Source organism: Aminobacterium colombiense DSM 12261 (assembly GCF_000025885.1).
In the GTDB taxonomy this organism is placed as follows: Bacteria; Synergistota; Synergistia; order Synergistales; family Aminobacteriaceae; genus Aminobacterium; species Aminobacterium colombiense.
Map to the genome: position 1 here is coordinate 395,270 of NC_014011.1, position 24,135 is coordinate 419,404.

22 protein-coding genes and 1 rRNA gene are annotated in these 24,135 nt (G+C 45.9%); 20 read left to right on the forward strand and 3 right to left on the reverse strand.

Annotated elements, in window-relative coordinates; all coding sequences use genetic code 11:
* Nucleotides 1-142: 142 nt before the first annotated feature.
* Nucleotides 143-346 (forward strand): hypothetical protein, encoded by a 204-nt coding sequence (locus AMICO_RS01880; protein WP_013047782.1) that lies wholly within the window; start codon nucleotides 143-145, stop codon nucleotides 344-346.
* Between the two features lie 270 nt (nucleotides 347-616).
* A complete protein-coding gene (locus AMICO_RS01885) occupies nucleotides 617-1,897 on the forward strand; it encodes a Glu/Leu/Phe/Val family dehydrogenase (RefSeq protein ID WP_013047783.1) in 1,281 nt (426 codons plus the stop codon).
* Nucleotides 1,898-2,040: 143 nt separating this feature from the next.
* Here AMICO_RS01885 and asnS read toward each other — a convergent pair whose 3' ends face one another.
* Nucleotides 2,041-3,345 (reverse strand): asparagine--tRNA ligase, encoded by a 1,305-nt coding sequence (asnS, locus tag AMICO_RS01890; protein WP_013047784.1) that lies wholly within the window; start codon nucleotides 3,343-3,345, stop codon nucleotides 2,041-2,043.
* A gap of 284 nt (nucleotides 3,346-3,629) precedes the next feature.
* On the opposite strand from asnS, the gene AMICO_RS01895 reads away from it, so the two are divergent.
* On the forward strand, nucleotides 3,630-5,111 hold the full coding sequence (locus AMICO_RS01895) for an AMP-binding protein (protein ID WP_013047785.1): 1,482 nt from the start codon (nucleotides 3,630-3,632) through the stop codon (nucleotides 5,109-5,111).
* 4 nt (nucleotides 5,112-5,115) lie between these two features.
* Nucleotides 5,116-6,159: a bifunctional heptose 7-phosphate kinase/heptose 1-phosphate adenyltransferase gene (locus AMICO_RS01900; RefSeq protein WP_013047786.1), complete on the forward strand. Its 1,044-nt coding sequence runs from the start codon at nucleotides 5,116-5,118 to the stop codon at nucleotides 6,157-6,159.
* On the opposite strand, the gene AMICO_RS01905 is transcribed toward AMICO_RS01900, so the two are convergent.
* The gene (locus tag AMICO_RS01905) at nucleotides 6,116-6,988 is read right to left on the reverse strand and encodes an HAD family hydrolase (RefSeq protein WP_148211309.1); all 873 of its coding nucleotides are present in this window, start codon (nucleotides 6,986-6,988) and stop codon (nucleotides 6,116-6,118) included. The two genes, AMICO_RS01900 and AMICO_RS01905, sit on opposite strands and share 44 nt — an antisense overlap.
* Before the next feature lie 69 nt (nucleotides 6,989-7,057).
* Between AMICO_RS01905 and AMICO_RS01910 the strand changes: the two genes are divergently transcribed.
* Together AMICO_RS01910 and AMICO_RS01915 are read left to right on the forward strand one after the other, a co-directional pair.
* Entirely contained in the window at nucleotides 7,058-8,065 is a 1,008-nt protein-coding gene (locus AMICO_RS01910) for a hypothetical protein (protein ID WP_013047788.1), read from the forward strand.
* A 114-nt stretch (nucleotides 8,066-8,179) separates the two neighbouring features.
* Nucleotides 8,180-9,556 carry an aminotransferase-like domain-containing protein gene (locus tag AMICO_RS01915; RefSeq protein WP_041459309.1) on the forward strand — a complete coding sequence of 459 codons (1,377 nt, stop codon included), beginning with the start codon at nucleotides 8,180-8,182 and terminating at the stop codon, nucleotides 9,554-9,556.
* A 9-nt stretch (nucleotides 9,557-9,565) separates the two neighbouring features.
* On the opposite strand, the gene AMICO_RS01920 is transcribed toward AMICO_RS01915, so the two are convergent.
* On the reverse strand, nucleotides 9,566-9,757 hold the full coding sequence (locus AMICO_RS01920; protein ID WP_013047790.1) for a hypothetical protein: 192 nt from the start codon (nucleotides 9,755-9,757) through the stop codon (nucleotides 9,566-9,568).
* 200 nt (nucleotides 9,758-9,957) lie between these two features.
* On the opposite strand from AMICO_RS01920, the gene AMICO_RS01925 reads away from it, so the two are divergent.
* The 14 genes from AMICO_RS01925 (at nucleotide 9,958) to AMICO_RS01990 (ending at nucleotide 24,129) form a co-directional block, all read left to right on the forward strand.
* Nucleotides 9,958-10,617, forward strand: a complete 660-nt coding sequence (locus AMICO_RS01925; RefSeq protein WP_013047791.1) for a GntR family transcriptional regulator — start codon at nucleotides 9,958-9,960, stop codon at nucleotides 10,615-10,617.
* Nucleotides 10,618-10,796: 179 nt separating this feature from the next.
* Entirely contained in the window at nucleotides 10,797-11,936 is a 1,140-nt protein-coding gene (locus tag AMICO_RS01930; RefSeq protein ID WP_013047792.1) for a DegT/DnrJ/EryC1/StrS family aminotransferase, read from the forward strand.
* Nucleotides 11,937-12,042: 106 nt separating this feature from the next.
* Complete coding sequence (locus AMICO_RS01935) at nucleotides 12,043-12,738, forward strand: zinc metallopeptidase (protein ID WP_013047793.1); 696 nt, start codon at nucleotides 12,043-12,045, stop codon at nucleotides 12,736-12,738.
* A 118-nt stretch (nucleotides 12,739-12,856) separates the two neighbouring features.
* A complete protein-coding gene (locus AMICO_RS01940; protein ID WP_244392419.1) occupies nucleotides 12,857-13,528 on the forward strand; it encodes a DUF6391 domain-containing protein in 672 nt (223 codons plus the stop codon).
* On the forward strand, nucleotides 13,525-14,853 hold the full coding sequence (locus tag AMICO_RS01945; protein ID WP_013047795.1) for an RsmB/NOP family class I SAM-dependent RNA methyltransferase: 1,329 nt from the start codon (nucleotides 13,525-13,527) through the stop codon (nucleotides 14,851-14,853). Before AMICO_RS01940 ends, AMICO_RS01945 begins: the two co-directional genes overlap by 4 nt.
* A gap of 4 nt (nucleotides 14,854-14,857) precedes the next feature.
* Nucleotides 14,858-16,027, forward strand: coding sequence for a PASTA domain-containing protein (locus AMICO_RS01950; RefSeq protein ID WP_013047796.1), 1,170 nt, complete (start codon nucleotides 14,858-14,860; stop codon nucleotides 16,025-16,027).
* Entirely contained in the window at nucleotides 16,006-16,737 is a 732-nt protein-coding gene (rpe, locus tag AMICO_RS01955) for a ribulose-phosphate 3-epimerase (RefSeq protein WP_013047797.1), read from the forward strand. Before AMICO_RS01950 ends, rpe begins: the two co-directional genes overlap by 22 nt.
* A complete protein-coding gene (locus AMICO_RS01960; protein ID WP_013047798.1) occupies nucleotides 16,706-17,590 on the forward strand; it encodes a helix-turn-helix domain-containing protein in 885 nt (294 codons plus the stop codon). The genes rpe and AMICO_RS01960 overlap by 32 nt, the downstream gene beginning before the upstream one ends.
* Nucleotides 17,590-18,879, forward strand: coding sequence for a 30S ribosomal protein S12 methylthiotransferase RimO (rimO, locus tag AMICO_RS01965; protein ID WP_013047799.1), 1,290 nt, complete (start codon nucleotides 17,590-17,592; stop codon nucleotides 18,877-18,879). Before AMICO_RS01960 ends, rimO begins: the two co-directional genes overlap by 1 nt.
* Nucleotides 18,876-19,343 (forward strand): phosphatidylglycerophosphatase A family protein, encoded by a 468-nt coding sequence (locus AMICO_RS01970; RefSeq protein WP_013047800.1) that lies wholly within the window; start codon nucleotides 18,876-18,878, stop codon nucleotides 19,341-19,343. Before rimO ends, AMICO_RS01970 begins: the two co-directional genes overlap by 4 nt.
* Before the next feature lie 6 nt (nucleotides 19,344-19,349).
* Nucleotides 19,350-20,579 carry a nicotinamide-nucleotide amidohydrolase family protein gene (locus AMICO_RS01975; protein WP_013047801.1) on the forward strand — a complete coding sequence of 410 codons (1,230 nt, stop codon included), beginning with the start codon at nucleotides 19,350-19,352 and terminating at the stop codon, nucleotides 20,577-20,579.
* Nucleotides 20,564-21,136 carry an RNA 2',3'-cyclic phosphodiesterase gene (gene thpR / locus AMICO_RS01980; protein WP_013047802.1) on the forward strand — a complete coding sequence of 191 codons (573 nt, stop codon included), beginning with the start codon at nucleotides 20,564-20,566 and terminating at the stop codon, nucleotides 21,134-21,136. The genes AMICO_RS01975 and thpR overlap by 16 nt, the downstream gene beginning before the upstream one ends.
* 64 nt (nucleotides 21,137-21,200) lie before the next feature.
* Nucleotides 21,201-22,313 carry a recombinase RecA gene (gene recA, locus AMICO_RS01985; RefSeq protein ID WP_013047803.1) on the forward strand — a complete coding sequence of 371 codons (1,113 nt, stop codon included), beginning with the start codon at nucleotides 21,201-21,203 and terminating at the stop codon, nucleotides 22,311-22,313.
* 284 nt (nucleotides 22,314-22,597) lie between these two features.
* Nucleotides 22,598-24,129 (forward strand): 16S ribosomal RNA (locus tag AMICO_RS01990).
* The last annotated feature ends 6 nt before the right edge of the window (nucleotides 24,130-24,135 follow it).

The following is a 24,135-nucleotide window of genomic DNA, read 5'->3' on the forward strand; positions in this document are numbered from 1 at the left end:
AAGGTAAATGGAGGTGCATTATATGAGGAATCTAAAGATATCAGTGTCAGACAAGGCATTTGAGCGTCTATCAAAAATGGGAGAAGGCCATCTTGTTGAGAGAACTATAGGTGGGGGTTGAGCCGCAGTTAGGGCCGTTCTCGTGGAGAGCGGCAAGGCACCAGTAACAGAGGGGTATTCTGCCTATGAGACTGAGGGAGTGACTTTGTGGATTCCTGATTTTATGGCCTTTAAGAACGATGAGGTTATTATTGACCTGAAAGGTTTTTTATGGGCGGCAAATCTTGTTGTAGTATCCGCCCTCCTCGGGCAAGGTTCAGGCTGCGGCAGTTGCAGCTGTCATTAAACGCTAAGAACATAAGCAAGAACAAGAGACGGTTTTCAATGACCGCCTCTTGTTTTTTTGATGAAATATGAATAATAATACAGTATATTTTATTCTTTTTATAGACTAGTGAGAATTATTTTAGGTATTAAGAATTATTTGTAGGAAAACGATGTTTTTTATTGGTTGGTCTGGAGAATTCGTGATATGATTATCAACTGAATGCTCCTTAAAATGAAAGGAGCACAATTAGCGGCGTGAGCCGTCAGCATACCAGGAGGTGTTTGTTAGATGTCCGTGGTTAAGCGTACGTCCTCTAATGTACTCCTTGACACCGCTCTGAAAAATTTTTATGCAGCAGCCGAAGAAATGGGTCTTGAAGATGGGCTTATCGATATTCTGAGCCATTCCGAAAGAAAGTTGGCTGTTTCTATTCCTGTTGAAATGGACGATGGGACAGTCAAGGTTTTTGAAGGTTACCGCGTGCAGCATTCTACAGCTATTGGGCCGGCTAAAGGTGGAGTTCGTTTCCATCCTGAAGTGTGCCTTGATGAATGTGAAGCGTTGTCAATGATGATGACATGGAAATGCTCCCTCGCCGGTATTCCTTATGGCGGAGGCAAGGGTGGAGTGTCTTGCGATCCTCTTGAAATGTCCAAACGGGAGAAAGAGCGTGTGGCAAGAACTTATGCCGCCCGTATAGAGCCTTTTGTCGATGCCTGGACAGATGTTCCAGCTCCTGACCTGGGAACAGGCGCGCCTGAGATGGTCTGGTTTATGGATACGATCAGTAAAATGAGAGGACGCCTGGAGCCAGCTATTTTTACGGGAAAGCCCATAGGACTTTGGGGATCAAAAGGGCGAACAGCAGCGACAGGGTACGGTGTTGCTACTTGTGCACTTGAGCTTTTTAAAGCCCTGAAAAAAGATGTTAAGGGCGCTACCTTTGCTATTCAGGGTTTTGGAAATGTTGGCACCTACTCTGCAAAGACTCTGCAGGATGCTGGTGGAAAAGTCGTAGGCATCAGCGATATTACCGGAACCTATTATTGTAAAGACGGTATTGATGTTGATAAGGCTATGAACTATGTTCAGAACATTCACCCGAAGAGACTTCTTGAGGGCTATGAACAGCCCGGTCTTGAAAAGATGGGACTTTCCGACATTCTCTTCCTTGATGTAGATCTCTTTATTCCTGCGGCTCTTGAAGGCGTTATCAATGCTAATAACGCTGATAAAGTGAGGGCCAAGTACATTGTAGAGGCAGCCAATGGGCCTCTTACACCAGAAGGCGATGCTATTCTCGATGAAAAAGGCGTATTGATCGTACCCGACTTCCTTGCCAATTCCGGTGGAGTTATCGGTTCCTACTTCGAGTGGGCCCAGAATCTCAGCGGTTTCTTCTGGTCTATTGAAGAGTACAACGAGCGTCTGATCCGTATCATGAAAGACAACTTTGCAAAAGTTTGGGATTACTCCCAGGAGAAAAATGTCAAAATGCGTCGAGCAGCCTTTATGGCAGCGATTCAGCGTGTTTCAGACGCGGTCCGTATGAGAGGGGTTTTCCTTTAAGTTCTAGATTCTTAAGCACATAAAAGCAGGGGCATTTTCCGTTGTCCCTGCTTTTGCTTTTTTAGCTGCTTGTTATTATAATTTTTTCTTTATCCCATCAAATCAAAAAACGTAGATCAGTAAGATCTATTACCGCCGAGGATTTACGGTTTTATCCTATAGATTGTCCTCGGCCATGGACTTGCTTCCCGAATGTGCTCGAGGCCGCAAATCCATGCTATGACCCGCTCTATTCCCATACCGAATCCACTATGAACGAAAGTTCCAAACTTGCGCAGATCGAGATACCAGTCATAGGACTTTTCGTTAAGCCCTTCTTCTTTAATTCTGGCAATAAGGCGTTTCATATCGTCTTCTCTCTGAGAACCTCCTATAATTTCGCCATATCCTTCCGGAGCTAAGAGATCATCGCATAGAACGAGGTCCGGATTTTCGGGATGTTCTTTCATATAAAAAGCCTTGACCTTTTTAGGGTAGCATTCTACAAATATGGGCTTGTCAAATTGCTGGGTTAGAATAGTTTCATCTTCGTTACCGAAGTCATCGCCATATGGAGTGGAACTTCCCAGTTCGTGGAGCATTTCTATAGCTTTATCGTAGGTGATCCGATAGAAAGGAGGTTTGACCTTCTCTAGTTTTGAGAGGTCTCGCCCTAAAGATTCAAGTTCATTTTTGCAGTGGAGAAGAACGTGTTCCACAATATAGGCGACAAGATTTTCCTGCAGCTTTATATTCAAATCGTGGTCATAAAAGGCCACTTCCGGCTCAAGCATCCAGAATTCAGTGAGATGGCGTCTGGTTTTAGATTTTTCAGCCCTAAAGGTGGGGCCAAAACAGTACACTTTCCCGAAAGCAGCAGCGGCGGCTTCAGCATAAAGCTGCCCTGTCTGGGCAAGATAGGCCTTGTCATTCTCAAAGTAATCAAGCTCAAAAAGTCCTGAGGCTCCTTCGCCAATGGAACCTGTGAGAATGGGGCTGTCAATCAGCATGAAGCCCTCATTATGAAGATATTCTCTTGCGGCCCAGATCACTCTCTCTCTTATCCGCATAATAGCCTGCTGGCGGCTGCTTCTGAGCCAGAGATGACGGTTATCAAGAAGAAAGTCGATACCGTGATCTTTTTTCCCGATGGGATATTCTTCATCAGGGTTTTGAATAACTTTCAGGCCTGTAACAGTGAGTTCTACTCCTGATGGCGCCCGCTCATCCAGACGAACAGTACCTTCCACCTCTACAGATGCTTCGAGCCAGAGTCGCTTGGCGTTTTCAAAAGCCTCTTCAGAAACCTCCCTTTTAACCATAACGCCTTGTACCGTTCCAGTTCCATCCCTCAACTGGAGGAAATGAATTTTGCCTGAACTGCGCTTATTGTACATCCAGCCCTTAATGGTGACACTTTCCCCTTCGTGTTGAGCCAGGTTATGAATGTAGATCCATGGTGCGGACATCTAGACCAACCTCCGTCCTATCATGTATATTACGTTTGACTTATATGATACACTAAGTCGGTATCTGCAAAAAGGAAGGTTTTTATAGTATATCTCAAAGCCTTTAGATTTAGGTACAGTGTGTATGTTATCAATGGTTTGCTGAAATAAAATCCTTTCCCTGTGGCAATAGTAAAGATACCTTTAACCTTAATTACCACAGTATCGTCTCTTACTCTGAAAATTACAAGAGTTCAAAGTGCGGTTCAGAGTAAGCAGGACTTTTGAGGGTTGGGGGGAAAATAATGGAGAAAAATCTCGGTGATGTTGTAAAAGATTTCAGTAGAGAAGCGCCAGACAGAGATTACATTTGGTGGAATGGCGAATGGTGGAGCAGAAAGCGTTTTCAGGATACTGTAGAATCTATAGAAAAAGTTCTGATTGAAGCTGGTTTTAAAGCAGGGCAGAGAGTCGTCACATTACTCCCTAATTGCCCCCTTCTTTTAGCGTTGTCAGCAGCTTGTTGGCGGCAACAAGGGGCGGTTGTTCCTCTTAACATGTTAGCGGGGCCCCAATCCCTTGCCAGAAGCATCGCACATGCAGAACCTTTTGTAATCGTTGTTTCTGAGGGTGTTACCCCCCTTGGCATGGAAACTTTAAAAAAAGTAGCAGTCCCGGTGATTGCTGGAAATCTTCTTGGAACACTTCCCTCCTTTTCAGGCATATGCCAAACTCCATGTGATGAAGATGTAGCCGTCCTCTTTTATACGTCAGGAACTACCGGATTGCCGAAAGCTGTTCCCCTAACCCATGGGAACATATATAGCAATATAGAAGCAGCAGCTCAGCATTTTTCAGCATTCAAGCCGGAAGAATGCGTTATGCTGAACGCGTTGCCCAACTTTCACACGTTAGGATATTCTACCAGCGGCCTTTTGCCTCTGCTTAAAGGGGCCAGGCAAGTTGTCATCCCTTCTTTTATGCCCCCAGAAAGGGCTTTACAGGCCATTTCTGCTGCCGGAGTGAATTTTATAATAGGTGTCCCTGCAATGATAGCGTTGCTTGTAGCGGCAGCTGCCAAAGGAAGAATAGAGGTACCAAGGCATATTTCTACGATTGTGAGTGGTGGAGATCGTTTTCCTGTTTCCCTTGATGAAAGGGTTCGTTCTACTTTTGGTGTAAATGTGATGGAAGGCTATGGATTGACAGAATGTTCCCCTGTAGTTGCTGTCAACCCAGATTCGCTCCGCCGTAAAATAGGAACAGTCGGCACTTTTTTGCCGGGATTTGAGTATGAACTGCGAGATGAGAATAACAATCCTGTTCCTGGCAAAAAAGAAGGCATTCTTTGGCTGAAGGGACCTTCAGTAGTTAGGGAGTATTTTCGAGATCCTGAGAACACGGCTCTCAAATTTCAGAACGGCTGGTTTGACACGGGCGATCTCGTACGCATTGATGATGAAGGGTACGTTACTATTGTTGACAGAGTAAGCGACATTATTATCGTAGGGGGATTCAACGTCTACCCTCAGGAAGTTGAGGAAATCCTTACCAATTATCCAGGAGTTAAGGAGGCCGCAGTGGTTGGCGTATCCCATTCTGTGAGCGGACAAATAGTGAAGGCCTATATTATACGTAGTAACCCTGATATTACCATAAAAGAGCTTATGTCATATTGCAAAGGGCAGTTAGCTCATTATAAAGTTCCTCGTATCTATAAATTTGTTGATGATTTCCCCCGCAACAGTTTGGGGAAAGTGCTGAGGAGACAGTTGAGAGAAGGATAAACACATGGAATTGTTAAACATCCTTTCGAATCTTTTTAAGAACGTTCATGTGGTCGTTATTGGAGATGCTATGCTTGACCACTATATTTGGGGAGGGGTTTCCCGTCTTTCCCCCGAAGCGCCAGTACCGATAGTAGTGGTGGGTAAAGACGAGTACCGAGCAGGAGGAGCTGCCAATGTAGCGGTTAATATTGTTGCATTGGGAGGGAAAGTTACCCTGCTGTCCCCTATAGGTGCGGATTATGCCGGCAACATCCTGCTCGATGCTATTAAAGAAAAAGGAGTTAACGTTAAGACTTCTTTGATAAGACCCCATGTTCCAACAACGGTAAAAACGAGGGTTTTAGCTCTGAATCAGCAGGTCGTAAGAATTGACAGAGAAAAGAAGATTTCCCTGACCTTAAACGAGGAAGGTGATATCCTAGGATTTCTTGATGCTATCTCGCCTTTGCCTTCAATTGTTGTTTTTTCAGATTACGCAAAAGGGACCGTTACCTCGACTTTAGCAAGGAATATTATTCGTTGGGGCGATGAGCATCGCGTTCCGGTTATAGCTGATCCCAAGCCTCCTCACTGCCGCCGTTTCCGTGGAGCAACCCTTATTACTCCAAATGTAGCCGAGGCTGGAAAACTTATAGGGAGAGGGCTTGTTGATCAGGAGGCTATAGAGGCGGGGGCTCGTGAACTGAGGGAAAAACTTTCCCTTAAAGGCGTTCTGGTAACCCAGGGCAGTGATGGTATGACCTATGCCAGTGCACAACAGACCTTTCATTTGCCTGCTCTTTCTATGGAAGTCTATGATGTTTCGGGAGCAGGAGACACCGTAGTCGCGGCAATTTCCCTGGCGCTAGGCGGAGATTTTCCTATAGAGGAAGCATGTCGTTTTGCAAATATGGCAGCGGGTATGGCCGTACAAAAACGTGGTACCTCTATAGTTTCTTTAAGCGAGATCCTTACAGGGTGTTATGCAAGAGACATGTCAGAAATGGCTCTTCGCCTTAAATCTACCTTTTTTGACCAAATAGAAAAGAAAGAGCCTCTGCGGTAGTGCTAAATGTGAATTCCTGGCCTAGAAGTGTTGGACCAATGGCTATAAAAACACCCTTCCCAAAGGACTCAAGGCTTTTTCGATCGCTTTCTGCGTCGCCGAAATATAAGGGATAGGAGGCGTTAAAAAGGCTACAAAGAAATTCAATTCCTTTCGGAGATGGTTTTGTTATTCCTGATTCAGGAGTGACAATACGTTCGTTGGGAAAATCTTCCCACCCAAGCAAGGAAAGAGCGAGGTTCATTTCATCTTTTGACCGTCCCGTATAAATACCAGAAGGGAGGGGGAGTTTTTTCCAGTGACAGGAGATCTGGGGTTTTTCCCGTTTCCAATATCCTTTTGAAGATTTTATGAAAAGAGGCGATCTTCCTGTAATTGACATAACGTCTTCAGATCCAAAATAAAACTCCTCACAGATTCTTCGTACCATACTGCGAGAGATCCTTTCACCAAACTCTTTAATAACCCATTCTGTCACATTATTTCCGTCACACCTAATAAGAAGCCTTTCCCATTGATTAACAGGAGGTACGGCATCTTTAAAATTTTTTGTTTCTTGTGAGAGGATAGCGCAGAGAAATGCCCACGCTATGTCATAATCGTCGTTGAAGGCCTCATGTTGCTTTGCTGCATAAAAATGATCCAAAGTAAAACCTGTGCCATCCATAGTGTAATTGAGAATATTTTGCCATATCCATTGAATGCTGTCTTTTACTACCATGGGAAAAGATAAAGACGTGTCGATAAGAACACCGTCAACGTCAAATATTAGAAGGTCGGCTTTTTCTTCAAGGGTAAAGGGCATAGCAGAAACTCCTTTTAGAAACATTCTATTTGCTTCATCATCATACATGATGAAAGGAGTTTGAAAAAGAGAGAGAAGGAGGAGGCGTTTAAAATGACAGGTGACGCAATGGTACTGTTGCTTTTTGATCGTCATCATCCCTGTTGGGATGACGAGGCAGTCGCTTTGATGGGAGAGGACCCAGGGAGCCTTAAGAGGCTTTGTGACGAAGGTCTTCTGAAAAGAAATGAGACGATATATTCTCTGACCCCACGAGGGATGGAGGTTTTTAAGGAGTATTGTTCCCAATCCTTTTGTGAAAGCGTTCCAGGAGAGTCTCCCGATAATAGCTACGGGCAGGCCTACCTTTTATGGCGCACAAAATTTAAAAATCTTCTCGATCAAAGCTTTACAGCTCGATGGGGAGTGAAGGAGTTTCATGTAGATACTTATCTTGAATATGCGCCGGCCCTCCCGAAAGAAGAACTATACCATATAGATCATCCCCCCCATGTAACATGGACCTATGATAGCCATCCTGCCGTTGAAAGAATGAAAGAAGATTTTCCTATCTTGGGCCTGAAGGCAAGGGATTCGACTCCTCCTTCTTTGGAAGCCATAGAGAGCTGGCATAGTAAGAATGAAGTTGTAAAAGGATCTTTATATGTGGATCTTTTACTATTGAATCGTTGTGATTTTGCTTATTATATGCATCATCCTAAACATCCTAACGATGTCTTGGGGCTTGTGAACGCGGACAGATTCTATTGTTTTCGCACACTTCCCCCTTTCGATCAAAGCTGTAAAAAATATATAGACATCATTGGGAAAATACATCTCTTTCTGCTTAATCAGCGTAGGCTCTATATTCCGGGCTATGTAGATGTTGATTCAGCAGATCAGGATTCCCTCAATTGGGTAGTCTGGGTTGTGGATACAGAAAAAGAAGCAATATCAATGCATGGTCTTCTTGCCCCCATGGGAGAAAGTCTCATAGGTCCTGCGCATCCTATGGATGTTTGGGTTATCAGCCTTGAAGCTTTAAGGAGCGTAGAGAAAAAATATGAGTTAATCTATGACCTCTTCCCAAATGTAGCCCATCCTATAGTACGAAGCATATAATACATATAATAATAGAAATGGGCCCCGAGTCGGGGCCCATTTCTATTATGGAGCTGTTATAAATTAAGTATAATAGTTCTTAGAGCAATAAGCCTTGTGAAGGGAAAGATTGACATGATAGAGATTCCTCTTGATTACGATTCAGACATCCCCCTTTATCGTCAGATAACGTTTCATCTTAAAAAAATGATAGAAAAGGAGGCCTTGCCTCCGGGCTTGAAACTTCCGGGTTCCCGGCAGCTGGCAAAAGACCTTGGAGTAGGACGGGTGACTGTAATTGAAGCCTATAGACTTCTAGCCGACTATGGCTATGTGGTGGAACGGGGAAGAAGTGGCACCTATGTGGCACAAAGAAAAACATGTAATGAAAACAGAGAACAAAAAATCGAAACAAATTGGGATTTAGATTGCGTTCGTCCCTCATCAGATCTTATCCCCGCAACAGAACTGTCAAGAATTGCCAGAGATGTTTTAGCCTTTTGGGGACCCCAGGCTCTTTGCGAAGCTCCTCTTGCCGGTCTGGACACACTTAGGCAGGTTTTAGTGGAGCATGGCGCATCAAGGGGTATACCTGCTTTTTGGAAAGATGTATTTGTCACGGCAGGGGGACGCCATGGTCTGGCCCTTTCATTAGGAGCATTACGGCGCTGTGGTGTTGAAAAAATGTGGGTAGAAGAGCTGACCTATCCTGACGCTATTGCCATTGCCCAGTCTGAGGGGCTAAGCATAGGAATACTTCCCCCCCTTGAAGAAATCGCTGAAACATGGTATGAATCCCTGTCTGGAGCTGATGTGTTATATCTCGTCCCCAGTTTCCAGAATCCAACGGGGCAAACTATATCCGTTGCTGTGCGGCAGATGATTTTGCAAGGGAGCATTCGATACGGGTTCTGGATTCTGGAAGATGATGCATACGGAGAATTACGGTATGGAGACACGAGTATCTCTGCTCTGAAAGCAATGGATGGGGCGGACAAAGTAGTGTATCTCGGGTCATTCAGTCAAGTGCTATTCCCCGGCTTACGCATAGGCTACTCTCTTGTCCCAGAGCAACTTGAGGATTCTTTTATTTGTATCCAGGCGAGAAAATGGGGGCCAGTCTCATCTCTTGATCAACTTGTAGTGCAAAAATTTATCGAGGGCAAGGGGCTTGAATCCGCACTGGAACTGGCTCGGGGAGCCATTGAATCTCGCATGAAGGCCCTCACAGGAGCTTTGATGGAGAAATTGCCTAAAGCGCAGTTTTTAATGCCTGAAGGTGGCATATATCTTTGGCTTCGTTTGCCTGGGCTCGATGGCTGGGATGCTGCACAAAAGGCTCGAAAACAAGGGGTTCTTGTAACTCCAGGGAACATCTTTTCTTTAGATAGTAAACGGGTTGAAGCGGTTCGCTTGTCTGTTTGCGGTGTTCCCAGTGAGCATATAACGAGTATTGTCGGATGTCTTGATAAGGCATGGAACGCTTCTTTGTTTCCTTTACGCCATTTTTGAGCGTGGCCCTTATTGGGTAAGAGAGTCCAGATATTTTTTCCATAGCCACAGAGCCAGGAGAGCAGAAGCTGTTCCCCCTAGCAATCCGAAACAAATGTAAAAAGTGTTTCCTTTACCCCAAAGAAAGCCGCCAAGTCCGGCAAGAGCGTAGCCATAAAGAACAAGGGTAGTGATTGAAAGCAATAAAACACCAAATCTCATAAAAAACCTCCAGATATATGCTGTATGCAGCATTAGGGATGCTGTATAATGAGCTCAATTCAGTTATTTTTTTATTTTTATAGGGTATTTTACCACGTTATACCTTGTAGAGCAGTATAACGTATGTTAAAGTTATTTATGCAAAAGACAGACTGTTATACAATTAAAATTGTCTACTTTAATCAAGGAGGAATTTTTGAATGCGAGAAGCTAGGTTATATACGACCTCTGCTGATTATGCCTATCAGGAATTGCGCCACAAAATTATTACAAAACAGCTCAAGCCAGGACAGAGACTTCCGGAGGTGAATATTGCTGTTCAGATGGGGGTCAGCCGTACCCCTGTGCGGGAAGCCTTGCGAAGATTGGCTAGTGAGGGGCTGGTAATTATTATTCCCAATAGTGGGGCGAGATTAGCGGCACCGACAGCCAGAGAGATCGAGGATACTTTTTTGGTACGAGATCAGCTTGAAACCTTGGCTATCAGGCTTGCTGCCGAAAGAATCGGAGATAGACACCTTCGTCGTCTAGAAGAAGCTATGATTGAGGAAGGCCGTGCCATTGAAGAAAAAGACCTCGAAAAATATCTTGAAGTAAACGAAGCATTCCATAAGGCTATTGCAGATGCAAGTGGAAATAGAGTTTTGGCAGAATATGTAGAAAACATACTTGCCCGAACTAATGCCTATATTGTTTTCTATGACCCCTTCTATCAGCTTGAAACAATGCCAAGTATTGATGCCCACAGGGAAATCCTTGTGGCTCTGCGACATCATGATGCAGAAAAGTGTGTCAAGCTTCTGCGGGGACATCTCCAGGAAGCTATTATGGGTTTGCGCAAAGCGAGAGAAGAAGCATAGATTTATAATATAGGTTTATAATAATGATGATATGCGAGGTCAGAAAGCCAGGGCTGGATAACATCCAGCCCTTTTTTTTACCAAAAATAGAGTTGCATTGGGAAGATATATAGCGGAGACAGGCTTTTTTTGTCATAATGCCCATTCAGGAGAATGTATCTATGAGGAGGAAAACAACTATGGAAAGAAAAATACCGACACTTGATCTTAAAAGGAACTATACCCGTATCAAAGAAGAAATACAGGTGGCACTAAATGAAGTTCTTGAGAGCCAGTATTTTATTCTTGGCCCCTCAGTCAAGAATTTTGAGGATGAAGTTTCAAGTTATCTTGAAGGAGCTCAAGCCATTAGTTGTGCTTCTGGTAGCGATGCATTGTATCTTGCTCTGATGGCTCTCGGCATAAAGGAAGGAGACGAAGTTATCACGACTCCCTACTCCTTTTTTGCCACAGTCAGTTGTATCACCCGTCTTGGCGCCAAACCTGTATTTGTAGACATAGACCCCTGCACATACAACTTTGATTTGGACCAGGTTCGAGAAAAACTTACCCCTAAGACCAGGGCGATCATCGCAGTTCACCTTTTTGGACAGATGGTTCCCCTGGAGGGGATTGTTGAGGATCTTGAAGAGCGGGGAATTGTCATTGTTGAAGATGCTGCGCAGGCCTTCGGTTCCTGGAGAAAGGTCTCGAATGATATAAAGCGGGCTGGTGCCTGGGGGACAATGGGGTGCTATTCTTTCTTCCCCACGAAAAATCTCGGGGGGTATGGCGACGGCGGCATGGTCGTTTCTTCAAATGAAGCTCTTGCGTCCAGGGTGAAAACTTTGAGGGTGCATGGAGCCGGAACCACATATATACATGAAGAAGTCGGACTCAACAGCCGTCTTGATGCTTTGCAAGCGGCAGTTTTGCGTGTGAAACTTCGTCATCTTGATGAATGGAATGAAGAAAGAAGACTGGTCGCAGACAGATATAAAACACTTTTTGCGGAATATGACCTGCTGGACAAAATTCAGCCTCCCTATGAACTGGACGGGAATTACCATATTTACCATCAGTATGTTCCAAGAGTTATGCAGAAAAGGGAAGAGCTTTCTGAATATTTGGCAACGAAGGGTATTACAACCCGTGTCTATTATCCCCTTTGTTTGCACCTGCAACAATGCTTCGCTTTTTTGAACCACAAAGAAGGAGATTTCCCTGTAGCTGAGGGATTAAGCCGTGAAAGTCTCGCCCTTCCCATTTTCCCGGAATTAACAGAGGATGAGCAAGTTTATATAGCTTCAGCAATAAGAGATTTTTTCCGTCAAAAATAATTTGACCAATATTGCTCTTTCGCTCCTAACCGTGTAAAATACGGATGTAAATTGATGTTTTTTCAAGTAACATAATTCAAAAAGCCGGAACGATGGAGGTGATGGCATGTTTCCCTTGTTTTTTGACCCAACATTCGTACTGCTTATTCCAGCAGTCATTCTGGCCTTTTGGGCGCAAATGAAGGTGAAAACCGCCTATTCTGAATATAGCCGAGTTCTCTCAAGGAAGGGTATCTCCGGCGCTCAGGCGGCGCGGGCCCTTCTTGACCAGTTTGGAATGTATAACGTTCCTATTCAGAGAGTGGCAGGAAACTTAACAGATCATTATGACCCAAGGGACAGAACATTGCATTTATCCGAAGGGGTATTTAACAGTACGAGCATTGCAGCCATAGGCGTGGCAGCCCATGAAGTGGGCCATGCAGTGCAGCATCAGAAAAACTATGCTCCCCTTAAGTTTCGCAATGCAGTTGTTCCCGTGGTGGGAGTAGGTTCTTCTCTGGCTTTCCCTCTGTTCTTTTTGGGATTGCTTTTTCGAGGTCCCCTTTTGATGGATATTGGCATCCTCCTTTTTGTAGGGGTGATCATTTTTCATCTTGTTACTCTTCCAGTGGAATTTGATGCGAGTACCAGGGCGGTGAAACTTCTTGGCGATACGGGCATTCTTGGTTCTGATGAGATAACAGGGGCTAAAGCGGTTCTTAACGCTGCTGCTTTAACTTATGTAGCCGCGGCAGTTATGGCTTTTGCGCAGTTGGCTCGTCTTTTGTTCCTCCGTGGAATGTTTGGACACCGCGATTAGCAGGCTGTCATCCTGAAGCAAGGTGCGATATGATGGTGGGGTGGCGATCATGCTGCCTCACCTTTTATTTTTATGCTAAAAAAGGATGGTATTCATGCCCTTTCTTTTTTTATTACTGATGTTTTTCATAGCACCGTGGCTCGGTATGGTGGCACTGCTGTTTTTTCTTGTCTTTTTTATTGTCCTCCTGCCTTTGGGGTTTGCTGCCAGCTCTTTTATGTGGCTTATCGTCGGGCCGACACAGCTTTTTCGTGTCTTGTTCAATAAGAAAGTCCGCAAAAATCACGCTTTGGAACACGGGACTATCCATATTCTTGAAGAGTCTCTTGGACAATGCAATATTGAAGGGATGTCATATGATAATGGTTTTTCATTGCGTGGCCTCGTAGAACCCGCCGCTGCTCTTTATGCTGCAAGAGTGGCTCTTGAGCGCATGAACAGAGGAGAGTCATCCCTTGCCATTCATCCAAGATGCGGTACTACTGTCGTTGTCATTAACACCCTTTCGTCCCTGCTTTTTATACTCTTGCTTTTGGCGACAGGTTCTTTGAGCCTGTTGAACGTTATAATCGCCCTTATTGCAGCTCATGTCCTTGGTCCAGTTATGAGTTCAGTGGTGCAGCGCTATGTTACCACTGATTCCGACGTTCAAGGTCTTGAAATAACTGGCATAGAAGTGCGTGCTGCAAATAGGGGGTTTGGAGGCGTATATGTTTATGGGCCCTCCCAGCTATTTATTCGAACACGTCAAAAATCCAATGTTATTGAACCGGAGGTCCTTTTTTCATGAGGGGAATAGAAGCGGCGCTTTACGTATTAACGGAAGTTTCCAAAGGACGGTTTGCCAGCGAGTCTCTTCGTAAAGTATCAGATCGAATGACAGAGGGAGATAGAATTCTGGCTTCATCTCTCGTGTATGCGGCTCTACGCCGTCAGACGCTTTGGAAAAAGGTTTGCGAAAATTTTCTTAGGTTTCCTTTTGATTCCTTGTCATGGTGCACGCGCCACGCGCTGGTAATAGGGGCGGCCGGAATTATAGAGTTGCGACATTTTGCCCCCATGGTTCTTGTCAGCGCATTAGTTGATGAAATAAAAAAACGTGGGTTAGAAAAAGAGGCCCGCATTGTAAATGCAGTACTTCATAGAGTTGAAGAACGGGGCAAGTTTATTGTTGATGAAATGAAGAAAAGTTCTTCCTTCCAGGATAAAGCCCTTTTGGGAGGCATTCCTCTTTTTGTAGCTTATCAATGGAAAGATACCTGGGGACAGGCTGAGACGCTGAAACTCATCAATCTCTTTCGTATTCGCCCTTACGCATCTTTAAGGGTGTTGCCGAAAGACCATATTCCTTCTCTTGTTAAAGGCCTAAAACAGGATCATATATATGGATGGCCATCACCACTGCTTGAATGCTCCGTTAGAACAGCTTCTTTTGCTTTTCCCCCCAATCTTCCAGGATTTAACGAGGGAAAAGTTACGGTGCAAAGCGAATCATCCATGCTTGCCGGGGAAATGGTGACCCGTTTATGGAAAGATGGCCTAATTCTTGACATGTGTGCGGGGCGAGGTATTAAGACGGGACAGATTGCAACCCTTTTGCCTCATGCTAAGATTGAAGCGTGGGAACTTTCCAAAGGAAGATGTGCCGCTGCGAGAAGAGAATTAAAGCGTCTTTCTATCTCTCAGCGGGTTATAATTCGTCAGGGGGACTCTTTGAGTATGTCTCCACAGAGCACTCCGAATCTTGTTTTTCTTGATGCTCCCTGTTCCGGAAGCGGTACCTGGAGCCGACATCCTGAATCTAGATGGGCCCTTACAAAAGAGAAAATGGAGGAACTTGTACAGCTTCAGAAAGGACTTCTGAGAAAAGCGGTAGATCTAGTTGCACCAGGTGGACTCATCCTTTACTCTACATGTAGTTTATTACGTCAGGAAAATGAACAGGTTATTGCAGAAGTGTTAGCTGATAATCATAATCTTATTGAAATGTCTCTTCCTCTTTCAGGACGGCATGTGCGTAAGGGGCGGCCATGGGGTACATATATTTGGCCACTGTTGCCATGGCTTGATGGTTTTTATATGATGGCAATCCTGAAAAGAAATCAGGAGGTTTAAAAAAATGGGTAGAATGTATAAATGGGTGATGTTCCTGATCCTGCTTGTGATAGTCGTTTCCGGCGGGATGGCTGTTTTAACTATTTGGTCAGGCGGCAAAGGGCTGGCAGTTCCTCCTTTGAAAGAAATGTCAGTCGTAGAGGCAGTAGATGAAGCTCAGCGGTTAGGGCTTAAATTAAAGATAGAACAGATCGAATCCACCCTTCCGGGAGGAACCGTTTTATCCCAATGGCCTGAACCAGGTGCAAAAATAAAAAAAGACGCAACGGTAATTTTGAAGGTTAGTAAAGGTGGAAATCGAATAGCCTTGCCGGACGTGAGAGGACTTGAATATTCTCAGGCTCTTAAAAAACTGGAAGAGAGTGGTTTTCAGGCGGGAGATACTTTACGAGTTTCTGATGATACCAGAGCTGCAGGGGTTGTTATTGCCCAGAGCCCATCAGCCCCAGTAATGTTAGAGAGTACGAGAAAGATAGATCTCCTTGTGAGTCAGGGGCAAGTTTCCCAGAACGGCTTGATTCAGGTGCCGGAAGTATTGCAGCGAGAAGAACAAATTGCTCGCAAGCTCGTAGAAGAATCAGGCCTTGTTGTTGCAAATGTAGAGTATGTCTATACTCAGAACTCCCCAGAAGGGATGGTCATCTCTATTCGTCCAAAAGTGGGGACCTCCCTTAAACGGGGGCAGGGAGTTGTTCTGCAGGTGGCGTCTTTGAAGAAGCCGCCATCCCAGGAGAAAGCAGAAGTTTCTCAGGCTGGAACAGTTCTGGCTTCAGCTGTTTCTGGCACGGCAGAGAAAGTTTCTGGACAGACGGAGGCAACTTCAAAAAGTCAGTTGCCCTCAGGTGGTACATTGATTCCTGTAAAACCGCCATCCTCGAAACCAAGTACCGCGACGGCTCCTGTGACTAAGCCTTCCACACAGCTGGCAGCGACTCCAAAATCAGCGCCAGTACCGGCAGGAAGTAAAGTGGCAAAGATACGCTACCAGGTTCCTCCTTTGACAAAGCAGATGCCCTTGAAAATAGAGATTGTTGATGGAAGTGGTACGCGAGTTCTTTTAAATCGTGAAGTAAAGGGTGGGGAATACGTTTCCCTTGAAGCTCCTTATATAGAGGAAGGGGTCGTTACTATCTTTCTCGGAGGTGAATTCGTGTGGCAAGATCGTTACCGCTAGAGAAAGAGCCGGGTGCTTTTCTTGTGGCCCCTTCTCTTCTTTCTGCGGATATTCTAAATATGGAAAAAAGCATCACATTGTTACAGGGAACTCACGACTGGCTGCATCTTGATATTATGGACGGCCACTTTGTTCCTAATTTATCCTATGGACCAGGTCTCGCGAAAGCTTTAAGGAGCAGTTATCCGTCAACTGTCATAGATGCTCATTTAATGGTAGTGCCACCAGAAGACTTTATCGATGCTTTTGCAGCGGCAAAACCGGATTACTTAACGGTTCACGTCGAGGCGACTCCACATCTTCATAGGGTTTTGTCCAGGATCAGGGATCTTGGCTGCCGGCCAGGGGTAGCCCTTAATCCTGCTACTCCAGTAGAGTGGATATATCCTGTACTTCCCATGGTTGACCTCGTGCTTGTCATGTCTGTTAACCCTGGATTTGGCGGTCAGTCGTTTATCAGCGAAACTTTACAAAAAACGGTGGATCTTTATAGGCATCGTGTCGCCCATAACCTCTCCTTCCTCATACAAATGGATGGTGGTATTGGCCGCGAGACGATTAGAGAGGTTGTAAGCTCAGGATGCGACGTAGTAGTTATGGGGAGTTCTATTTTTGGAACTCCTGACCCTGCTGAAACAATCCGTGAACTGAGAGCATGTGTTAAGGGGGCAGTGGTCGGTGAAAAGGGAACGACGCCAAGTAACTCTTGAAGAGCTCGGTCGGGCAATAAAGGCTAGAAGAGAAGAGAAGGGGTTGTCTCTTCAGAATGTTGCTGATATCACTAAGATACGAATTCATTTCATCGAGTATATAGAAAACGGACATTTTGAAAAATTTCACGGCATTGTCTATGCGAGGGGCTTTGTGCGCTCCGTACTTAAAGTTATAGAATCTGAAGACCTTTGGGAATACTATAAGCCCCTTTTGTATGACGCTCCCGGGCGAGATGAAAAGGAGAGCAAATTAACAGGTGCCTGCACCCCCCCAACCCGGGGATTCAAACCTGCCTCTCGTTTCTGGGTCATACTGATTCTGCTCTTTACTGTTGTGGGGACAGGGTGGTATGCATGGTTTTCCTGGAAAGAAGGGGGACTCAACATTGAGCAGGTTGCTCAGGGCGGTGGAGGAAACAATGGAGCCATTGAAACTTCAGTAGTGTCCGAAGATATAAAATCTGGAGACGTTAAGTCAGAAGATTTGATCGTTGTTTTTGAAGGAGTTGTTTCTCCTGATGCAGAAAAAAAGATCCTTGACGATGGTGAAATGGCAGAAGAAACAGCAGAAGCCCCAGAACCTGTCCCCCAATTTCCTACTTTAGAAATAGAGGGTACTGGAGCCTGCTGGCTTAAGGTTCGTACCAAGGAAGCAACCATTCATCAGGGGATCCTGGAAAAAGGACAAAAGTACACTCTTGAAGTGAAAGAAGAAGTTACAGTGACCTATGGACGGGCCAGCGACGTGCAAGTGACCTGGAATGGCGAAGAATTAGGTCGCCCTGGAAGTGGAGGGCGAGTTGTTCATATTTTTTATTCTTCAGACGGAAAGACAGGCAGGGTGAACTAGTGAATATTTATATCATTAGTCTTGGATGCGCAAAGAATTCAGTAGATAGCGAAAACCTTATAGGAATGCTTCGGGCCGCTGGTTTTAGAGTTGTTGACTCTATAGATGAAGCCCAGGTGGCCATTGTCAATACGTGTGGATTTATTCAACCGGCGGTGGAAGAGAATGTTGACATAATCCTCGACTTGGAGCGATTAAAAGAGGAGGGCAGACTCCAGAAAATTGGGGTGGTCGGATGTCTTGTCAACCGTTATGGTGAAGAGCTCAAAAAAGAACTTCCCAGTGTTGATATATGGTCTCAGGCAGAAGAATGGGAATCTGTCGTACGGCAGCTTGGAGCCAAACCTTCTAACTGGCAGCGGGGGATGTTGCCGGGGACCCGGCCCTGGAGCCGTTATTTAAAAGTGGGGGAGGGATGCGACAGCTTTTGTTCTTACTGCACAATCCCTTCAATTCGTGGATGGGCTCGAAGCTATCCCATAGAAGTTCTGACCAGTGAAGCGTCTCGTTTAGTAGAAGAAGGAGCCAGGGAAATCTGTCTTGTTGGCCAGGATCTTACAGTGTATGGGCGAGATGTTTATGGTAAGCCTTCACTGATCGCCCTTCTCGACTCTCTTACAGCATCATTGCCTCAGGAAGTGTGGCTTCGCCTCCTTTATCTTCACCCTGCGCGGGTGGATGAAAGGTTTATTGATTATATTTCTTCCAGCAAGAGTGTACTGCCGTATCTTGATATCCCCATTCAACATGTGGAAGGAGACCTGCTCCGGCGTATGAACCGGAAAGAAAACGAGGAATCCCTCCGTACTCTTTTTGGATACATCCGCAAAAAGAACCCGCTTTTTGCTTTGCGAACCACCTTTATTGTGGGTTTCCCTGGAGAAACAGAAGAACAGTTTGAAAAGGTACTTGATTTTGCTGAAGATATGGAAATCGATAGAGTTGGAGCTTTTGCCTATTGCGCAGAAGAGGGAACCATTGCTGCTACTTTACCTGGGCAGCTTTCGTCGAAGATAAAAGAAGAGCGATACAATCGCTTAATGGAACTGCAATCGGAAATTTCTTTACGCAGACAAAGTCTTTTTGTGGGAAGGGAATTGACAGTTCTTGTGGAAACCATAGATAACGAAGACAATATTGCTTGGGGACGTTCCTATAGAGATGCTCCAGAAGTGGATGGCCTTGTAGGAATTATGGAAGGAGCCCACTTAAAAGAGGGGGCTTTTGTTAAAGTTAAAATCACAGAAGCCGAAGAGTATGACCTTCTTGGCGTGGAGGTTGTTTCATGAAGCGAAATCTTTCTATAGCGGGAAAAATTTCAACTCTGGCGGGACTCGGTTTTTTTACATCCATGCCCGGCACCCTTGGTTCAGGAGTGGCCTTTGCCCTTTATTTACTTTGGGCAGTGCCCTGGTGGGGAATAATAGCTGTTATGCTGCTGGGGATATGGGCAGCGGATCTTTACGGAAAAGAAACTTGTCAAAAAGATCCTAAAGAAGTGGTTATTGACGAAGTAGTGGGGACGTGGATCTCAATGTACGGTCTTCCTGCAGGATTTTGGGTCCCCGCACTTTTTCTCTTTCGAATTATAGATATTATCAAACCTATTCCTGTTTCTACAGTCGAGAAACTCCCTGGAGGATTGGGGATTGTAGCTGATGACGTTGTAGGCGGAATCATGACGAACCTATTGCTTTGGGGAATATACTGGCTTTATTGCGGAGGAGGACTTCAAATTCTTCTTGGGAGATGATGTGTAGTGAAGCGTGCTGTTCTTCTCGCCATAGGTGACGAATTACTGAGCGGCAGTCGGCGGGATATTAATTGTTCATGGTTGGCCTCCAAGTTTGCAGATGCAGGGTGGGAGGTTCGCAAAATAGAGTTTTTACCGGATGAAAACGCTCCTATCGTTCAGGCCCTGGATCATTGGGCGGGTCAGACAGAAATAGTCGTTCTATCTGGGGGATTGGGGCCAACCCATGATGATAAGACCCGTCAGGCCCTTGCGGATTTTCTCAGTGTCCCTCTCATAATAGACCATAAGGCGTACAACAAAATTGCGGAGCGTTATAACCCAGCGGAACAGGAAGGGATAGAACGCTCAAGAAGCACCCAAGGGGCCATTCCGGAAGGAACGACCGCAGTGCATAATTCGAAAGGGTCTGCCCTCGGTATTTCTTTCCACCATAAACAGACTGTTTTTTTCTCCTTCCCTGGGGTTCCTGATGAATTTCAAAAAATGGCGGAAGAGTGCGTTATTCCTATTCTTCAAAATGAGTTTGCGGCGCGACGGTCCTTTTTTGTTACAGGTTGGGCAGAAAGTCTTTTAAAGGATCATCTGGCGTCTGTCTTTAAAAGGAGGGATCTCCATATTTCCATTCTTCCTTCAGTGAACCTCATAGAACTGGCTTTAAGCGGCGAAGAATCCATTGTCAATGAAGTGGCATCGGATATTCTTTCCTTGCTCCCTCATGATTGTCTCCCCTCTGGATGTCGCTCTCTCCCCGAAGCCATTTATTATGAGGCAACGAAGAAAAACCTTTCTGTCTCAGCGGCAGAATCTTGCACTGGGGGAATGATAGGTGCTGCCTTGACTGGCATTTCAGGAGTATCTAAAGTCTTTTATGGAAGTGCTGTATGTTACAGCAATGATGCTAAAAAAGATCTTCTTGCAGTACCATCCTTTATAATAGAAAAATATGGGGCAGTAAGCTCAGAGTGTGCCATTGTTATGGCGGAAAGGGCACAAAAGATGTTTAAGACAGATATAGCGATTTCTGTTACGGGCATAGCGGGGCCCGATGGGGCAACCGCTGAAAAACCTGTAGGGATGGTGTGGTTTGGTCTGGCTTCATCAGAACACTCCTGCACTTTCAGAAAGTTTTTTTCAGGGGACCGGGATAGAGTAAGAAAAAGGGCCACTGCGGCAGCTCTTGAATATCTATGGAGGTCTTTGAAGGGAGAAGAAATTGTATGTCCCTATTCATAAGGACCTTTGTCTGTGTAGAATTGCCAGAGCAGCATCGCCGAACTCTCGCTGTGACACTCAAGTCCCTAAAAAAGAACTTTTCAGAAATAAAATGGGTGTCTCCTCAGACGCTACATCTTACCCTTAAATTTTGCGGGGAGCAGTCAGAAGACACCATAGGCTGCTTTTCTTCTTATATAAAAGAAGAATTGCAGCTCCGGCGACTCGATCCCTTTCTCATCACCCTGGGGAGTGCGGGCGCATTTCCGTCTCTTAAAAGACCAAGGACTCTCTGGATTGGTGTAACAGAAGGAGGAGACCCCCTCCTATCTCTTGTGGAATTAGTGGAAAAAGCAGGACTTCGCGCTGGTGTTGAAAAAGAGAAGCGGATTTTTCATCCCCACCTTACTTTAGCCAGGATTCGTCCAGGAACCTTTGTTTCGCCCCAACTTGAAGAAGAGCTAGGTAGACAGAATTTCAATTCATTATCTTGGAAAGTGAGCTCTATTGTTCTCATGAAAAGCGAATTACGCCCCGAAGGGGCGCAGCACACTCCTCTGGAAACATATTCTCTATAATGATATGGTATAGACTACGTTTGGTGAGGTCTTATGGAATGAAATCATGGGAGGTTTTGATTCTATGGCAAAAAAGAAAAATCCACAGACCCGAGAAGACATACTTGAACTAGCAATAGATGATATTCGCAGTAAGTTTGGAGAAGGATCCATAATGCGGCTAGGAGATCCTTTCAAAGTGCAGGTGGAGGTTATATCCACTGGAATATTGCCCCTTGACGTAGCTTTAGGGATAGGCGGATTGCCGAAGGGGCGAATCGTCGAGATCTTTGGCCCCGAGGGATCGGGTAAAACCACAGTGGCGCTCCATGGCATCGCAGAGGCTCAGAAAGCAGGGGGCATAGCGGCTTTCATTGATGCGGAACATGCCCTTGACCCTAGGCTTGCGGCTTCATTGGGGGTAGATGTTCAGTCTTTATATGTAGCTCAGCCAGATAGTGGCGAGCAGGCTCTTTATGTTCTTGACACGCTTGTCCGGAGCGGTGCGGTAGATCTGGTGGTGGTGGACTCAGTGGCAGCCCTGACGCCTCAGGCTGAGATAGATGGCAAGATAGGCGACAGTCAGCTTGGATTGCAAGCCCGTCTGATGTCCTATGCTCTTCGTCGTCTTACCTCTGCTATTTCTCGCAGCAATTGTGTCGTTGTTTTTATAAACCAGCTTCGCGCAAAAATCAGCACTGGATATAGCAGCGGCCCCCAGGAAACAACAACCGGGGGAAGAGCCCTGAAATTTTATAGTTCTGTACGTGTTGAGGTGAAAAGGGGAAAGAGTATAAACAAAGGTGAAGACGCCATAGGCCATGAGTTATGGATGAAAGTTGTCAAAAACAAGCAGGCGCCTCCCTTCAGAACGGCTCATGCAAGTCTAATTTACGGTAAAGGTGTTCCTAAGGGAATGTCCTTGCTTGATATGGCCATTGATCTGGAAGTAATGAAAAAAAAGGGATCGTGGCTTGCATATAAGGGGGAGACCATCGGCCAGGGCAAGGATAACGTCGCCCAATATCTAGAAGATCATCCTGAGCTTATGGAGGAACTTACGACAGAGATCATGTCGAAGGTTGCGGAGGGCTTAGGTTTTGTTCTGGGCGAGGATGAAGATGACGACGGTGGAAATATAGAAAAAGAAGAGGATCTGCCTATCGAAGAAGGCATACTAGAACTGGACGAAGAATAAAATTATTTATACACAAACATTACATCTTCCTTAAAACTCTTTGCTTTTAATTCAAAAAATCCTTTTATATAAAGGATACTCTGGTAAATCTTTATAAAATTTAAGTAAATGTAAGGATATGAATTCACAGGGAATACTTTTTAGAAAAAAGCGTTCCCTGTGTTAGTGTTGACAGTAGGGAGAAACTCAAGTATTATCGTCAGGCACTCTGGAAAAGAGGGCAACAGAGCACCTTGTAAAGTGAATAGGCGAGACGAAAACGAGAAGCCAGTCAATTTAAGAAATTTATGGAGAGTTTGATCCTGGCTCAGGACGAACGCTGGCGGCGTGCTTAACACATGCAAGTTGAACGGGACGGATATTGAAGCGACTTTTCGGAGTGGTGGATATATTTGTTTAGTAGCGGACGGGTGAGTAATGCATGAGAACCTGCCCTTCAGAGGGGGACAACAGTTGGAAACGGCTGCTAATACCCCATATGCCGAGAGGTGAAAGGAGCGATCCGCTGAAGGAGTGGCTCATGTCCTATCAGCTAGTTGGTGAGGTAAGTGCTCACCAAGGCGATGACGGGTAGCCGGCCTGAGAGGGCGACCGGCCACACTGGAACTGAGATACGGTCCAGACTCCTACGGGAGGCAGCAGTGGGGAATATTGGGCAATGGGCGGAAGCCTGACCCAGCGACGCCGCGTGAGGGAAGAAGGCCTTTGGGTCGTAAACCTCTGTTGTATGGGAAGAAGGAAGTGACGGTACCATACGAGGAAGTCCCGGCTAACTACGTGCCAGCAGCCGCGGTAATACGTAGGGGACGAGCGTTGTCCGGAATTACTGGGCGTAAAGGGCGCGCAGGCGGATATTTAAGTCAGCTGTTAAAGTCATGGGCTCAACTCATGGATGCGGTTGAAACTGGGTATCTAGAGTGCTGGAGAGGTAGGCGGAATTCCCGGTGTAGCGGTGAAATGCGTAGATATCGGGAAGAACACCAGTGGCGAAGGCGGCTTACTGGCCAGCAACTGACGCTGAGGCGCGAAAGCCAGGGGAGCGAACGGGATTAGATACCCCGGTAGTCCTGGCCGTAAACGATGAATGCTAGGTGTGGGTGTCGAGAGGCATCCGTGCCGGAGTTAACGCGATAAGCATTCCGCCTGGGGAGTACGGTCGCAAGATTGAAACTCAAAGGAATTGACGGGGGCCCGCACAAGCGGTGGAGCACGTGGTTTAATTCGATGCAAACCGAAGAACCTTACCTAGGTTTGACATGTACGTGGTACGGATCTGAAAGGAGAAGGACCTAGCCTTCGGGCAAGGAGCGTACACAGGTGCTGCATGGCTGTCGTCAGCTCGTGTCGTGAGATGTTGGGTTAAGTCCCGCAACGAGCGCAACCCCTGCATCCAGTTACCATCGAGTGAAGTCGGGGACTCTGGATGGACTGCCAGCGACAAGCTGGAGGAAGGTGGGGATGACGTCAAGTCATCATGGCCCTTATGCCTAGGGCGACACACGTGCTACAATGGCCGATACAGCGGGAAGCTAGCCTGCGAAGGTATGCGGATCCCACAAAGTCGGTCTCAGTTCGGATTGCAGTCTGCAACTCGACTGCATGAAGGAGGAATCGCTAGTAATCGCGGATCAGCCAAGCCGCGGTGAATACGTTCCCGGGCCTTGTACACACCGCCCGTCACACCACCCGAGTTGGGTGCACCCGAAGCCGGAGGCTTAACCTTTCGAGGAAGGATCCGTCTAAGGTGTGTCTGGTGAGGGGGGTGAAGTCGTAACAAGGTAGCCGTACCGGAAGGTGCGGCTGGATCACCTCCTTTCTAAGG

Bases quoted from the DNA above. Each gene is read 5' to 3' on its own strand.
- AMICO_RS01885 (WP_013047783.1), top strand. From the start codon at position 617: ATGTCCGTGGTTAAGCGTACGTCCTCTAATGTACTCCTTGACACCGCT.
- asnS (WP_013047784.1), bottom strand. From the start codon at position 3,345: ATGTCCGCACCATGGATCTACATTCATAACCTGGCTCAACACGAAGGG.
- AMICO_RS01895 (WP_013047785.1), top strand. From the start codon at position 3,630: ATGGAGAAAAATCTCGGTGATGTTGTAAAAGATTTCAGTAGAGAAGCG.
- AMICO_RS01900 (WP_013047786.1), top strand. From the start codon at position 5,116: ATGGAATTGTTAAACATCCTTTCGAATCTTTTTAAGAACGTTCATGTG.
- AMICO_RS01905 (WP_148211309.1), bottom strand. From the start codon at position 6,988: ATGTTTCTAAAAGGAGTTTCTGCTATGCCCTTTACCCTTGAAGAAAAA.
- AMICO_RS01910 (WP_013047788.1), top strand. From the start codon at position 7,058: ATGACAGGTGACGCAATGGTACTGTTGCTTTTTGATCGTCATCATCCC.
- AMICO_RS01915 (WP_041459309.1), top strand. From the start codon at position 8,180: ATGATAGAGATTCCTCTTGATTACGATTCAGACATCCCCCTTTATCGT.
- AMICO_RS01920 (WP_013047790.1), bottom strand. From the start codon at position 9,757: ATGAGATTTGGTGTTTTATTGCTTTCAATCACTACCCTTGTTCTTTAT.
- AMICO_RS01925 (WP_013047791.1), top strand. From the start codon at position 9,958: ATGCGAGAAGCTAGGTTATATACGACCTCTGCTGATTATGCCTATCAG.
- AMICO_RS01930 (WP_013047792.1), top strand. From the start codon at position 10,797: ATGGAAAGAAAAATACCGACACTTGATCTTAAAAGGAACTATACCCGT.
- AMICO_RS01935 (WP_013047793.1), top strand. From the start codon at position 12,043: ATGTTTCCCTTGTTTTTTGACCCAACATTCGTACTGCTTATTCCAGCA.
- AMICO_RS01940 (WP_244392419.1), top strand. From the start codon at position 12,857: ATGTTTTTCATAGCACCGTGGCTCGGTATGGTGGCACTGCTGTTTTTT.
- AMICO_RS01945 (WP_013047795.1), top strand. From the start codon at position 13,525: ATGAGGGGAATAGAAGCGGCGCTTTACGTATTAACGGAAGTTTCCAAA.
- AMICO_RS01950 (WP_013047796.1), top strand. From the start codon at position 14,858: ATGGGTAGAATGTATAAATGGGTGATGTTCCTGATCCTGCTTGTGATA.
- AMICO_RS01970 (WP_013047800.1), top strand. From the start codon at position 18,876: ATGAAGCGAAATCTTTCTATAGCGGGAAAAATTTCAACTCTGGCGGGA.
- thpR (WP_013047802.1), top strand. From the start codon at position 20,564: ATGTCCCTATTCATAAGGACCTTTGTCTGTGTAGAATTGCCAGAGCAG.
- recA (WP_013047803.1), top strand. From the start codon at position 21,201: ATGGCAAAAAAGAAAAATCCACAGACCCGAGAAGACATACTTGAACTA.